Annotated in this window: 8 protein-coding genes; 7 read left to right on the forward strand and 1 reads right to left on the reverse strand. The window is 39.4% G+C overall.

Translation table 11 applies throughout. From position 1 onward, the window contains the following. The first annotated feature begins 4 nt into the window (after positions 1–4). Positions 5–1,432, forward strand: coding sequence for a sulfatase (locus Q0983_RS16680; protein ID WP_299555921.1), 1,428 nt, complete (start codon positions 5–7; stop codon positions 1,430–1,432). Between the two features lie 2 nt (positions 1,433–1,434). Here Q0983_RS16680 and Q0983_RS16685 read toward each other — a convergent pair whose 3' ends face one another. Next, a complete protein-coding gene (locus Q0983_RS16685) occupies positions 1,435–2,583 on the reverse strand; it encodes a hypothetical protein (RefSeq protein WP_299555923.1) in 1,149 nt (382 codons plus the stop codon). Positions 2,584–2,755: 172 nt separating this feature from the next. On the opposite strand from Q0983_RS16685, the gene Q0983_RS16690 reads away from it, so the two are divergent. From Q0983_RS16690 to Q0983_RS16715, 6 genes are all read left to right on the forward strand, one after another. After that, complete coding sequence (locus Q0983_RS16690) at positions 2,756–5,587, forward strand: glycoside hydrolase family 2 TIM barrel-domain containing protein (RefSeq protein ID WP_299555925.1); 2,832 nt, start codon at positions 2,756–2,758, stop codon at positions 5,585–5,587. Positions 5,588–5,694: 107 nt separating this feature from the next. Then, positions 5,695–8,520 (forward strand): glycoside hydrolase family 2 TIM barrel-domain containing protein, encoded by a 2,826-nt coding sequence (locus Q0983_RS16695; RefSeq protein WP_299555927.1) that lies wholly within the window; start codon positions 5,695–5,697, stop codon positions 8,518–8,520. A gap of 103 nt (positions 8,521–8,623) precedes the next feature. Continuing rightward, positions 8,624–9,940 (forward strand): family 43 glycosylhydrolase, encoded by a 1,317-nt coding sequence (locus Q0983_RS16700; RefSeq protein WP_299555928.1) that lies wholly within the window; start codon positions 8,624–8,626, stop codon positions 9,938–9,940. Between the two features lie 27 nt (positions 9,941–9,967). Beyond that, complete coding sequence (locus Q0983_RS16705; RefSeq protein ID WP_299555930.1) at positions 9,968–11,491, forward strand: alpha-L-fucosidase; 1,524 nt, start codon at positions 9,968–9,970, stop codon at positions 11,489–11,491. A gap of 289 nt (positions 11,492–11,780) precedes the next feature. Then, positions 11,781–12,653: a family 16 glycosylhydrolase gene (locus Q0983_RS16710; RefSeq protein WP_299555932.1), complete on the forward strand. Its 873-nt coding sequence runs from the start codon at positions 11,781–11,783 to the stop codon at positions 12,651–12,653. A 304-nt stretch (positions 12,654–12,957) separates the two neighbouring features. Further along, positions 12,958–15,270, forward strand: a complete 2,313-nt coding sequence (locus tag Q0983_RS16715) for a chondroitinase-B domain-containing protein (protein WP_299555934.1) — start codon at positions 12,958–12,960, stop codon at positions 15,268–15,270. Positions 15,271–15,273 lie beyond the last annotated feature (3 nt).

The raw sequence follows: 15,273 nt of genomic DNA on the forward strand, positions 1-15,273 counted from the left end.
ATCAATGATTTTTTTATTTGGCTGTAAAGAAGTCAAAGAAGAAAAACCTGCAGAACCGTTAAACATTCTTTGGATCAATGCTGACGATTTGGGAAGGGAATTAGCATGTTATGGCAACCCTGATATAAAAACACCGCATATTGATAAGTTAGCCCAACAAGGGACCTTATACGCCAATGCCTATGCCAATGCGCCCATATGTTCATCCAGTAGGTCTTCGCAAATTACAGGAATGTATCCTACAACAATTAATTGTTTAGATCACAGGACCATTAATATGACCGAACTGCCGGATGGGATTAAACCCATAACGGAATACTTTAAGGAAGCGGGCTATTTTATTTCTAATGGAAGTGGTAGGGACTACCTAAAAAAAGGTGGTAAACGGGACTATAACTTTATACCGGACATTAAATACCCGGCCAAGGATTGGAGCGAACGCGCCGAAGGACAACCGTTCTTTGCCCAGGTACAGATTAAATATCCGCACAGGGTTTTCGAAGGACATGAGCAAAACCCGATTAATCCTGAAACGGTTACACTGCCGGGATGCTACCCGGATCATCCTTTATTAAAAGCCGATTGGGCCTTATATTTAGAATCCGTTCAAAAATGTGACGACATAGTGGGCTGGGTGATGAAACGCTTAGAAGATGAAGGTTTAGCCAATAATACCGCTGTTTTCTTTTTTGGAGACCATGGGCGTCCGCATTTAAGGGATAAGCAGTTCTTGTATGAAGGTGGACTTCAAATTCCTTTGATCGTTAGATATCCTAAGCATGTGGAAACCGGCAAAATTGATAAACGTTTGGTGAGTTTAGTGGATGTGGCAGCTACGAGTTTAAAACTGGCTGGTGTAGAATCAAAACATAACCTGCATGGCAAGGTATTTATTGGTGAGGAACAGGAAAACAGGGATTATGTTTTCGGATTCCGCCAACGAGCAGGGGATGCGCCAGACGCCATAAGGAGTATCACCGATGGCCGTTATAAATTGATCTGGAATCAGGAACCCGAAAGGCCCTGGATGCAATTATCAAGCTATAAACGCAGTGAATATCCTGCTTTTACGGTTTATAGAGTACTCCATAAAAATGGTGAATTGGCGGCACCATACAACCAATTTATGGCCGATAGCAGACCGGAGTTTGAGTTCTTCGATTTAGAGGAAGATCCAAACGAATTCAATAATCTGGCTAACAATGAGGACTATCAAGAACACTTTAACAGATTGAAATCAGTCCTTCAAACGAATTTAAAGGCTTATGATAAAAACAGAATTCCTGAGTCTGAAGCAACCATTCAAAAAGGAAAAGATGGATCGCAAAACTACTTTAAAAAGAAGATGAAAAAACTCGGATTGCCAGAAGCACCTTCGGATGAAGAACTGCTGGAATACTGGAATAAGACGTTATTGGGTAAAATAAAATAGAACTAAAAAGGCACCACCATATTCAGTTTTAAAGACGTATTTGTCCTGTCTTGTCCTTTGACTTCGAATACGGCCGTAAAGTAGTCATTATCTTTTAGGTAGGTCTCATTAAATTTTCTAATACTATCTTGATTTGTAAAGTATTCAACCGTGGCACTTACGCCAATATCATGCTGCGAAAAAAACACAAAATGTTCGGCATGATCTACCGGATATTTAGATACCACAGCATATTCGTTGGTAACATCACCTGAATTTAAGTTAAAAATAGTATCCTTTTGAGTTGGGTGATCCAGTAATTTTAAATTAGTATCCGATATTTCAAAGTAAGGGTTTGCTTCATTAAAAAAATAAAGGAACTGATTATTATTTTTACTGGGGCCGGCGTACACAGCGAAGCCCTCTTTTATTTCGGAAGTTGATGTTTGCGTTGAGAATCTAACCGAAAAGTTTTTATTATAATCCTGAAAAAACGCCTGGAATTTTTGAGTAGATAAGGCAGCCATTCTGGTGGAGTAGGAGTAATTAGCTGGTTTTATGCTATCTCTTAAATTGGGGTTGCTGTCAATAAAATTGTAGAATTCATCACTACTGTTAATTGAAAAATCACGGGTCCAGCCATTATTTTTGGTAATGGTTTTTCCTGTCATACCAAAATGATCACCTATGTAGAGATTTGTTGGTGTGTTCTTTAAGAGAAATGATTTCCATAGGTCCGGTTTGGGTTTTGGAATACTCATCTTAACAATGATCAATAGAGAAGCAAATAACAGGGTATAAGGAAGCACTGTAGTCCACTTGAGTTTTTTAAGAACGGTATGGCCTTGTTCATTCTTATAAAAACTTACCTGATATTGACCTTTGTTTATGGTTAATCGCCATAGATCACCCTTCCCTTCCGTTTCATAAAACCGGGCAATTTTCTTTCTTAGGTTATGAACGTTGACCCGTACTCTTGGATTGCTTCTGTCGCCGGCATTTTCACTTTTAAAAAAGTCGATATCAATAACACTTTCTTTTAGATGGGTGCCTTTTTTTGTCGCTTCATACAAATACTTCAATAAGGCGATACTTGTGGGGGCATTTTTAAAAGTATCACTATCGATAATCTTTTGAGTAATTTTATCTTTCTGATATTCAGCTAATTTCATCTAGGTCACGTCCGTTGTTAAAAATCAGCTTTAACCGTTATAGCTACCGTTAAAGCTGCGTTAAAGTTATAAAAACAACGCCGTATAATTAAATTTGAAGGAGCGTTTTTTAAATCATATATAATAGTGTATGATGGCACTAATTTCGAATCCTTTAACTAAAAATTTAAGTATGAAGACTTTAAGGTTAGTTCTAATAACACTTGTTGTACTCTCACATCAAATAAGTCAAGCTCAAAAAGAAACCGAAAGAATATACCTGTCCGGAACCGATAAGGATCATTTGGTGGCATGGGATTTCTTCTGTTCAGATGGGAGGAATAGTGGCAAATGGACTAAAATAGGTGTGCCTTCATGTTGGGAGCAGCAAGGCTTTGGTACTTATGATTATGGCTATAGTTCGGGGAAATTAGAGGGTATGTCATCCGAACACGGATTGTACAAGTATCAGTTTGAGGTACCCAAAGACTGGAAAGACAGGGATGTTAAAATTGTATTTGAAGGTGTCATGACCGATGCTGTTGTTAAGATTAATGGGAAAAAGGTTGGAGAAAAACATCAGGGTTCCTTTTATGAATTTAAATTTTCTATTTCGAAACTTTTAAAGTATGGACAAAATAACCTGTTAGAAGTTAAGGTAGACAAAATGTCCTCCAATGCATCCATCAATCAGGCAGAGCGGGCAGCAGACTTTTGGGTTTTTGGAGGGATTTATCGTCCCGTGTACTTAAGTGTGACTCCTAAAGATAATATAGATAGAGTGGCTATTGATGCCAAAGCAGATGGGCAAATTATCGCTGATGTATTTATAGATTCCAGGAAAGCCGATGATGTGCAACTTGACCTTTTTGACTTGGCAGATAACAAAATACAAGCCATTAAAGCTGATGTAACTAAAGAAAATGATAAATGGCGCATAAAAGGTAAAGCAGCTAATGTTAAGGCCTGGAATCCCGAGTTTCCAAATCTGTACAAACTTCAAATTTCATTATTGAGCAAAAACAAAGAGGTGCTACATCAGATTGAAGAACATATCGGTTTTAGAACGGTTGAAGTTTTAGAAGGTGATGGGATTTACGTTAATGGTGAGCGTATCAAGTTTAAGGGGGTAAACAGGCATGCCTTTCATCCGGCATCCGGAAGAACCACTTCAAAAAAGATCAGTATAGAACATGTGCAGCTCATGAAAGATATGAATATGAATGCCGTTCGTATGTCGCATTACCCGCCGGATATACACTTTTTGGATGTATGTGACTCCCTCGGACTTTTTGTGCTTGATGAGATCTGTACCTGGCATAATCCTATGCTGGATACTGAAGTAGCCACTAAAATTGTTAAGGAAACAGTAGTACGAGATGTCAACCACCCGTCCATTTTGATGTGGGGTAATGGCAATGAACAAGGATGGAACCCTGAGGTGGATGACGATTTCGGAAAATGGGATATTCAAAAACGAGAGGTGATCCATCCGTGGAGTATTTATAATAAGACGAATACCATTCATTATAGTCATTATCATTCCTTGATCAATGATGCCTATTCAAAGGAGAAGATCTTATTTCCTACGGAATTTTTACATGGTTTATACGATGGCGGTCACGGCGCAGGATTGGAGGACTATTGGTTAAGAATGTGGAATTTACCCTTAAGTGCTGGCGGTTTCCTTTGGGATTTTGCCGATGAGGGTGTTGAAAGAACCGACAGGAATAATGAAATCGATTTACAGGGTAATAAGGCCAACGATGGTATTGTGGGGCCGTATTTGGAAAAAGAAGCCAGTTACTTTACTATCAAAGAAGTATGGTCGCCAATATATATAGAAGATAGGTTTATTAAGGATGATTTCAACGGTATTTTCAGATTAGAAAACCGGTACCATTATACCAATTTGAATCAATGTGCCATGACCGCTAAGTGGATAAAGTTTGAAGGGCCGGAAGGCGATAAAAAACATGTAATACTTTCTGAAGACAAAGTGGAGTTACCAAATCTGTCTCCAGGAGGAAAAGGAAAGTTCCATGTTGAAAAACCATCAAATTGGAGATCGGCCGATGCTTTGCATCTTACTGCTGTTGATGTCTATGGAAAAGAGATTTTCACTTGGTCTTATCCTGTTTCCACTCCTGGTAAGGTGAGTGAGCCTTTAGTAGTATATGCAGGTGGTGGCGCTATTAAAACAGAAACAACAGACCAAAAAATTAAGGTGGAAGCAAATGATATGATCTATGTATTCTCAAAGGAAACCGGTGTGCTTTTAGAGGTGAAGAAGGGCCATCAGGTCATTCCGCTTAAAGATGGGCCTGTCATTCTAAAACAGAAAGCAAAAATTGAGAACATTACCGTAACCGCTCTGGAAGATAAAGTTGAAATACTGACCGTTTTTGAAAAAACAGATAGGTCCCCAGGGTGGTCAACCATTAAAGAATATGCTTCAGATATATTTAAATGGACTGTTCATCCTAATGGCTTGTTGGATTTGAGGGTGGAATTTAAAGGGTATAGAAACTTGAAAGGTTATAGGGGGATTACCTTTTCATTCCCTGAAGAAGAAGTTGCAGGCATGAAATGGTTGGGAGACGGGCCTTACCGTGTTTGGAGAAATAGAATGAAAGGCACACGTTTTCAGGTTTGGGAAAACGATTATAACAATACGGTAACCGGGGAAGCAGGAGAAGACCAATTTGTGTACCCGGAATTTAAAGGCTTCTTTTCAAGTGTATACTGGTCTAAGGTGAAAGGAAATCACAATAACGGATTCACCGTGTATTGCAGAACGCCGCATACTTATTTAAGAATGTTGACGCCTCAGGAACCTAAGGTAAATAAAAAAGGAAAAACACATCCTACATTTCCTGAAGGAGACATTTCTTTTGTAATGAATGTTCCCGGGATTGGAACTAAATTTCAGTTCCCTGAAAGCATGGGGCCACAAGGAAACCCGGAACACTATTTTGGAAATGACGATGCCCCCATCGTACTGGACTTAACTTTTGAGTTTTGACAATATCCCCTTGAGGATTATCGAAACGGAAATATATTTTCGTTGAAGATACCGAGCGTAGCTCAATAGGGGTGTTTTGACACTATTGACAATACAACTAAACTATTATGAGACAATTTTTTTCATTCTTATTACTGATAACTTCTTTTTTTAGTTCGGTTTTAATATATGCCCAAAGTAAAACCGAAATTAAATACCTTTCGGGAACCGATAAGGACCATACCGTGGCATGGAACTTCTTTTGTTCCGATGGTATGCAAAGTGGCAAATGGGCTAAAATTGGCGTGCCTTCCTGCTGGGAATTACAAGGCTTTGGGAACTACAATTACGGTCGTGATTATAAGGCGAATAAACCATCTCATGATGAACACGGGCTTTATAAACACAAGTTCAGGATTCCGGCCGACTGGAAAGGCAAACAAATAAAAATTGTCTTTGAAGGAGTGATGACCGATGCTCAGGTAAAGATCAACGGCAAGTTGGCCGGCGCTAAACATCAGGGTGCCTTTTATGAGTTCAAATACAATATTACCAAACTCTTAAAATTCGGAGCAGAGAACTTATTAGAGGTTAGAGTAGATAAAATGTCCTCGAACAGATCCATTAATGCCGCAGAGCGAAACACAGACTTTTGGATTTTTGGAGGCATTTACCGCCCGGTATATTTAGAGGTTTTACCAAAGGAGCATATTGAGCGAGTAGCTATTGATGCCAAAGCTAATGGCCAATTAACTACCGAAATATATACCCCTTCAAAGAAGGCGGCATCCGCACAAATAGTATTAGCAGATTTAAAAGGGAATAAGGTTCAGGACTTAGATGCCAAAATTGATAAACAGGAAGGAAAACTGACCCTTTCTGCTAAAGCTGCTAATATAAAAACATGGACGGCAGAAAAGCCCAATCTATACCAACTAAAAATTAACCTGCTGGATAAGAAGGGGAATAGCTTACATGAAATTTCTAAGCGTATTGGTTTCCGAACCGTTGAAATCCGTGAAAGTGACGGTATTTATGTCAACGACAAAAAAATCAAATTTAAAGGTGTTAACAGGCATAGTTTTCACCCGGAGTCGGGACGTACCACTTCCAAAGCATTGAGTATTGAACATGTGAAAATGATGAAAGACATGAACATGAATGCCGTGAGAATGTCACATTATCCACCTGATGTGCATTTCCTGGACGTTTGTGATTCCCTGGGCTTATTTGTTCTGGATGAGCTTTGTACCTGGCATGTGCCGTACCTTGATACGGATGTTGGGAAGAAACTTATTAAGGAACTCGTGGTGCGTGATGTCAATCACCCTTCCATTCTAATATGGGACAACGGTAATGAAACCGGATGGAACCTGGAATTGGATGATGAATTTGCAAAATGGGACATTCAAAAGCGGGAAGTCATTCACCCATGGAACTCATTCAAAAAAATGAATACCATGCATTATCCGGATTATTATATGTTCGCTTTTGATGCTCCCGTAAAGGATAAAATCTATTTTCCAACAGAATTTTTGCATGGATTATATGATGGTGGTCACGGCGCAGGACTGGATGACTACTGGAAGCAAATATGGAACATGCCTTTGGCTGCGGGAGGCTTTTTATGGGATTTCGCTGATGAAGGTGTTATTAGAACAGACAAAGGCGGCATTATTGATGTGGATGGCAACCATGCTCCGGACGGCATTGTAGGACCCTATGGCGAAAAAGAAGGAAGCTATTTTACCATTAAGGAAGTATGGTCGCCCATTTATATTGCAGACCGCTATATAAGGGATGATTTTTCAGGAGTGTTCCGGGTGGAAAATCGTTACCATTTCACCAATTTAAATGAGTGTAACATGACGGCCAAATGGGTTAATTTCCATGGGCCAAATGGAACAACCGATATTACAGTATTGTCTGAAAGTCAGGTGGAGTTGCCGGCCTTAGTACCTGGAGCAAAAGGAAACTTCAGTGTTAAGAAACCATCCAATTGGAAATTGGCCGATGCCCTGTTTTTAACGGCAATAGATATTCACGGTATGGAAATCTTCACCTGGACATATCCAGTAAAAACGGCTAAGCAACTTAATAGTACGAATGTGAGTTATAGTGGTGATAGCAGTGTTCAGACGGTTACCACTGGAGATATCATAACCTTAAATGCCGGTGCCAATGAATATAAGTTTTCTGCCAAAACAGGCTTATTAAAAGCCGTTACAAAAAACGGAACGCTGATTCCTTTAACGGAGGGGCCTGTATTTTTAGGAAATAAGACAGCCCTGGAATCAGTTCAGGTGAATACTTTGGATGATAAAGTTGAAATCACCGGTTTGTTCAAAAAAAGAAAAAAGTATCATGATTGGAAGGATAACAAGGAAATGACTCAGGATTTCTTTAAGTGGACCGTATATCCCAATGGCTTACTTCATTTAAGAGCAGCACTGAGAAACCAGAAAATAGTAGAAGGTTATATGGGGATTACTTTCTCATTTCCCGAAGAAGAAGTTAAAGGAATGAAGTGGTTAGGCGATGGTCCGTATCGCGTATGGAGAAATCGTATGAAAGGCACCAAATTCCAGGTTTGGGAAAACGATTATAACAATACCATAACAGGGGAATCCGGTTGGGTGTATCCCGAGTTTAAAGGGTTCTTTTCAAGTATCCATTGGGTGAAATTGCACGGTAAGAAAGATAATGGCTTTACAGTCTACTGCCATTCAGATTTAACCTTTTTAAGAATGCTAACCCCTGACCAACCGGCGGAGCCTATGCGTGGGGCTACCGTAAAAGAATTTCCAAAGGGCGATATTTCATTTGTGAAAAATATTCCGGCTATGGGTACCAAATTTATGCCGGCTACCTCGTCGGGCCCACAAGGAAGCTCAAAGAACTATTTTGGAAATGTTGATGAGCCTATTGTGATTGAATTAACTTTTGAATTTTAGTAAGTCTCTCGCAAAGACGCAAAGAAGAAATAAGTTTTGTGACTTAGCGTCTTAGCGAGAAAAATAGAACGAGTATTAACAGCTTAAATAAAGATCTTTATACATGAAAAAAATTCTATACATCTTAAGTGTGTGCATAATTTTACTATCATGCCAACAAAAAGTAACACCGGAACAAAAAGAAAAAGAAAGTACTGAAGAAACCGCTAATGAAGAGTTTCCATTTTTTGTTCCTTCTGAAAAGCCAGACCGTCCGTTGAGCGCTGCCGTAGTGCGTAACTATGACGCTTACGAGAGTTTACGTCCGGAGCAAACCGAACTGTACACCCAATTTAAATATACCAAACTAAAGGGCTTTGATTACAATGGGGGTGATGGTACAATTACCCGACGCGACCCGTCAAAAGTCATTTATGAAAACGGAAAATACTATGTATGGTATACCGGTCGTAAAAGTCCTATAAAGCCTGTTGGGATGTCCCGGGCCAAAGAAGCTACGGACGTTATCCCCTCATCAGATTGGGATTTAGCCGATATCTGGTACGCCACATCAGAAGATGGTTTTACATGGGAAGAGCAGGGGATCGCCGTACCCCGTCCACCAAAACCACAACCGGGCTGGCGTTCGGTTACAACCACAGATATCTTAAAGTGGAAAGGTAAATACTATCTATACTTCCAGGCCTTTATGGAGGCCAGTGGATTACGCGGTGATTTTTGTCCGGTTTCAGTGGCTTATGCCGATTCTCCTGACGGCCCCTGGACACATACCAGAAAAGTCGTTTTGCCTAATGGGCCGGAAGGATCCTGGGACCAATACTCCATTCATGATCCCTATCCCTTGGTACATGATGGGAAAATCTATCTGTATTATAAAGGCGACTTCGACAAGCGTCCGGAGTTAAAACCATCAAAAATTAGAATGCAGGGATTAGCTATTGCCGAAGACCCGCTGGGGCCATTTGAAAAGCATCCGTTAAACCCAGTTATCAATTCAGGCCATGAAACCACCTTGTTCCCTTTTAGAGAAGGGGTGGCGGCTATTGTACAACGGGATGGTCAGGAACACAATACCATTCAATATGCCAAAGACTGGGTGAATTTTGAAATTGCTTCCATCACCGAATTGATGCCATTAGCAGCAGGGCCTTATGTGCCGGATGCGTTTACAGATACCAAAGACGGCAGAGGGATCACCTGGGGGATATCGCATTTTATCAATGCCGATGGCAATTGGAACCATACGGTATTAACGCGCTTTGATTGTGACTTAAGCCTGGATGTCCATGATGATAATATGAAAAAACATTACTATACCTATCCTCAGGATTTTTACTATACGGAACACGGTTTGAGTGCGAAGCAAAAGGAACGTATAAAAAAAGAAAACCAAAGATTAAAAGAGCAATCAACAAACTAAAAACTTACAATGTAAACGGCATTTAATATGAAACTAACTAAATTATTTATGGTTGTACTATTGGTAAGTTCTGCGGCTTGCAAACAAGAGGTAAAAAAAACGGAAACTGTAGCCTTTAAATACGAACCTAATTTTGAATCCCTTTCAATAAAGGAAGCGGCTCCGGAGTGGTTTGCCGATGCCAAATTGGGGATGTATTTCCACTGGGGTCCTTATAGTGTGCCGGCCTATGGCAGTGCCTGGTACCCATGCAATATGTATATAAAAGCAAGTGATGTCAACAAGTTTCATGAAAAGAACTATGGGCCTATTGAAGAATTTGGATACGAAGATTTTATCCCTATGTTTACAGCAGAGCATTTTGATGCCGAAGATTGGGCAGACCTCTTTGAAATGACGGGAGCTAAATTTGCCGGGCCCGTGGCTCAGCATCACGATGGATTCGCTATGTGGGATAGTGAAATTAATCCTTGGAATGCCGGTGATATGGGGCCTAAAAGAGATATTGTAGGTGAGTTATTCGAATCTCTTAAAAAACGAAACATCAAAACATTGGCGACCTTCCATCATGCCAGAAACGGACAGCGTAACGCTAAGGTTCCGGAGCGTTGGGGAAGAAATGGTTTTAATAGTCACTACCCTTACCATCCGGATTTACCAACGGCTACTACCGACCCTAAGCTTCGTAAGTTATTCGGAAACTGGGAAAAGATTGAGGATTTTAACCAATATTGGTATGACCAGGCTGTGGAGGTTGTAGATAAGTACAATCCCGATATTCTGTGGTACGATTCCTGGCTAAATATGATTCCGGAACAAAAGATAAACGAGATGGTGGCTTATCATTTTAATAGTGGGCTTAAGCATGATAAAGAGGTTGTGGTCTGTAGTAAACATCAGGATATCCCTTTAGAATATGGCATTGACGACCTTGAACAGGGCGGACGTAGGGACATTTATCCCTTGCCCTGGATGACTGATATCACCTTAAGTGATAAACGCTGGATGTACGTGGAGGGTGAAAAATACAAGGATGCGGCCCTGGTGGTAAGGAACATGATCGACGTTTGGAGTAAAAACGGCACCGTTTTATTAAACATATCCCCACGAGCCGACGGTGTCATCAATCAGGAACAGAGGGACATTTTAAAGGAAATAGGAGCCTGGATGAAAGTGCATGGCGAAGCCGTTTATGGGACGCGTCCGTTTAAAATTTTCGGATATGGTACCGCTAATGCCTCCGATGCTTCCCATGACGGGCAATCGGCTAAGGTAAAATACACGGCTTCAGACGTACGTTATACCGTCGCAAAAGACAAAAAATCCATGTATGTTTTCTTTTTGGGAGTTCCTAAGGGTGGAAAGCAAATAAAAATGAGAGCGATTGGTGGGCTTCATAGAAACCTGCCACCATCACCTATAAAGGATATTAAGTTGATAGGCTCCGACGCTAAGGTAGCATGGGAGCTTACCACGCAAACCTTGCTCATTAAATTCCCGGAAGTGGAGTATAACCCTATCGCTACGGTTTTAAAATTGGAGTTAGAATAGTAGCGGATTTTTTTTATACAATCCTTAGACAAAACACATTTGTTCCATCAAGAAACACATATGTAGTTTAGTCTCGTTTTAGGAATAGATACCTTTGAGACTGTCTAAAAAGTATGACCTTGTCACACTGAGCGCAGTCGAAGTGCATTGCAGGTTCTAATGACACCTGATAATTAATTAGGTAAGATTCTGAAACGAGTTCAGAATGACAGAACAAAGTGCTTTTAGACAGTCTCAATTATTTTATGCGTATCAAATTAAAACTCTAATAATACTTTTAATACGAATCATGAAAACATTTAAACAACTTTCAATTATAGTTTTGCTTCTAACGGTTGGCGTAACCTATGCTCAGGATGCCCCTTATTTCTCTGATGGCGAAGATCCCAAACCAGCAGGTAAAAGTTGGAAGCTGATAAAAGGTATGTCTGATGAATTCAACGGCAAAAAGGTAAATGAAAAGAAATGGCAAATTTCTGGCCAGGGGTGGATCGGAAGAGCTCCGGGCTTGTTTTTGGCGGACAATATTAAAGTAGAGGGTGGTAACCTACAGATTACCTCAACTAAATTACCGAAACCAGTAGTGAAACAAGGCAAGACCTTTACGCATGGCGGTGGTTATGTGGGATCCTGGAAAGGTATGACCTATGGATATTATGAATGTAGAATGAAAGCCAATAAAACCTTTATGTCGTCTACCTTTTGGCTTATAAATGACCGAAATGAAACCACTGGTTGCGATAAAAGAACCACCGAGTTGGATATACAGGAATGTGTAGGGCAGATGTCGGGCGATCAGGAGTTTATCAAAAAAATGTTGAATCATATGAATTCCAATACCCATAGTCGCGGTATTAAAGAAGGGTGTGATATACCTGCTGGTTCATTAGGAGCTAAGGCACCGTTAGGAGGATTGGCATCAGATGACTATCACGTCTATGGCGTATGGTGGAAAAGTAAGGATGAGGTATTATTCTTCTTAGACGGTAAATTCCAATCTAAAGTAAAACCTAAAGCGGACTTTAGTATCCCAATGCATTTAAGAATGGTTGTTGAAACTTATAATTGGAATCCGGTTCCGGCTGATGGCGGGATGACCGGCTCAAAGGAAGATAGAACAACGTTATACGATTGGGTGCGTTCCTGGAAGTTGGTGAACTAATAACTTAATATAGAATTGATTTTAAGGCTATCTGATTTTAGATAGCCTTTTCTTTTTCAATAAGTGATGCTTCCGACTTTAGTGTTAAAAGTTTTGGTCATTCCAAAATAATATGTATTTTTGGAAAACCAAATTGGTTAACCAGATTGGTTTTCCAGAAGTAAATGACCTGTCATAGTCCTTTTAAGGAATGATTAATAGTTGTGTTGATAGTTTTTTGAATTGTTGTTTAGTTGTAAAAGAAAGTCTTTGTTCGTAAAGGCTTTCTTTTATTCATTATCTTAAATTAATTTTAAAAACCCTTATGAGATCCTTTTTCCTGTTTTTTTTATTGTGTTTTGGCTTCCTGTCGTGTAATAACAACGCGCCAGAATCTAAAATAATGGTTGATACTATGGATGCGCTGAACGAAGCCATTAAAAATGCTAAACCTGGAGATGATATCGTCATGGCCAATGGCGTTTGGAAAGATGTGCAAATTAAATTTACAGGCGAAGGGACTGAAAGTGATCCCATTACTATACAAGCAGAAACACCGGGACAAGTGTTTATTGAAGGGATCTCTGACCTTAAATTCGGAGGGAAGTATTTAGTTGTAGACGGATTACATTTCAGACAGGGCTATTCACCAGGTGAAGCTGTTGTAACTTTCAGAATAGACAAAGAAACCATAGGAAATCATTGTACATTCACTAATAGTGTTATTGAAGATTTTAATAAAATGACACGAGATGATGCCGACCGATGGATCCAATTCTGGGGAAGGCATAATACACTAAGCAATTGCTATATCACAGGGAAAACAAATCGAGGCCCCACTATCAGGGTTGATTTAAAAGGGAATGAGCATATCAATAATTACCACCAAATTATAAATAATCATTTTGGGCCAAGACCGCCAAAAGGAGGGGCCAGTGGAGAAACCATTCAAATTGGGGATAGTTACTCGTCCATGTCGCCCAGTTATACCATGGTGGCTAATAATCTATTCGAAGAATGTAACGGCGAGGTGGAGGTCATTTCCAGTAAAACCAATTTTAATGAGTTCAGAAATAATGTATTTTATAAAAGCGAAGGATCTCTGGTAACCAGGCATGGTAACTACTGCATTATTGACGGCAACTATTTTATAGGGGATGGCGAAAATGAAAATATTGGAGGTATCCGAATTATTAATACCGGGCATTGGGTTACCAATAATTATTTCTACAACTTAAAAGGCAAGAGTTTCAGAAGCCCGTTAGCGGTTATGAATGGTATTCCAAAATCACCGTTAAACCGCTATAACCAGGTAACCGATGTGGTTGTTGCTTATAACACTTATGTGAACTGTGATTCGCCATGGCAATTTGGAGTGGGGCAAAATTTAGCGCAAAAGGATGTATTGCCGCCTTCAGAAATTCGTTCCGCAAGGCCTCTAAGAACTATCGTAGCCAATAATGTACTTTATAATGAAACAGGAGATGAGTCGCCCATTGTAGAACATGATAAGGCAGATGGTGTCACATTTAAAAATAATGCAATTAACAATCAGGGCGTTTCATATAAGGATTATGATGGAGGACTTAAAAGCCTGGATTTTAAGTTAAAAGAAATTGGAGCCCATATTTTAGTGCCATCATCAAGTTTAGACATAAAGCCTTTTAAAGGCTTTGAGTTTGAAACCATATCAAAAGACCTTTTTGGTAATTCAAGGAGCTCAAAAAATAGCATTGGTGCCGTGGTAAACACCAATGCTAGTGCCCCTTCATTTTTAGATAAATCCAAATATGGACCCAATTGGTATTCCAATGAGATTGAAGTCAGAGAACCAAAAACTATCGAAGTAGCTCCCGGAGACAACTTTCAATTGAAAATAGATGAAGCCGAAAATGGCGATATTATCGCTTTAGATTTAGGGCTATACCATGTTGAAGAACCCATAATAATAAACAAGCCCTTAACAATTAAAACTGTAGGTGACGGAAAAGTTCATATTGAGTTTTCCGGAGGAGCTAACACACCTTTGTTCCAATTACAACCAAAAGGATTTCTAAAATTAGAAGGTGTTATTTTAAAAGGGAATGGAACACAGCATGCTTTTGCAACTTTAAAAGAAAACATGTATACGCATTTTGGGTTATCTGTTTCAAATTGTGAAATAAGGGATTTTAATTTCGCATTAAAGGTGTATAAACAATCCTTTGCGGAGCGCATCACTTTTAAAAACACAGCTGTTTCTAACTGTGAAAATGGATTAGAACTGTCAGAAGAAACCAATGACAAAGGGGATTATAATACAGAATATTTAACCGTTAGCAATTGTCAATTTACAAATGTAAAACAGAACGTTATCGATTACTACAGAGGTGGTTATGACGAGTCTACTATAGGAGGAAATCTTATCCTTAACAACAGTATATTTACAAACTGTGGATCTAAAGAACAAAACGGTATTTTAATTAATACAAGAGGTATTGTGAATGTAGATATTTCAAATAATACCTTTAAAAACAATCCTGTAAAACTAGTGGCTTTGTTGTGGGGCGCTAAAAACAATTCACATACAAATAACGCTATTTCTAACTCCGGAAAAATTGTGGTGGAACAGAATTTAAAACAGACCTTAATGTATTAAGAT

Origin of the sequence: Seonamhaeicola sp. (genome assembly GCF_028281565.1) — a bacterium.
GTDB lineage: Bacteria > Bacteroidota > Bacteroidia > Flavobacteriales > Flavobacteriaceae > Seonamhaeicola.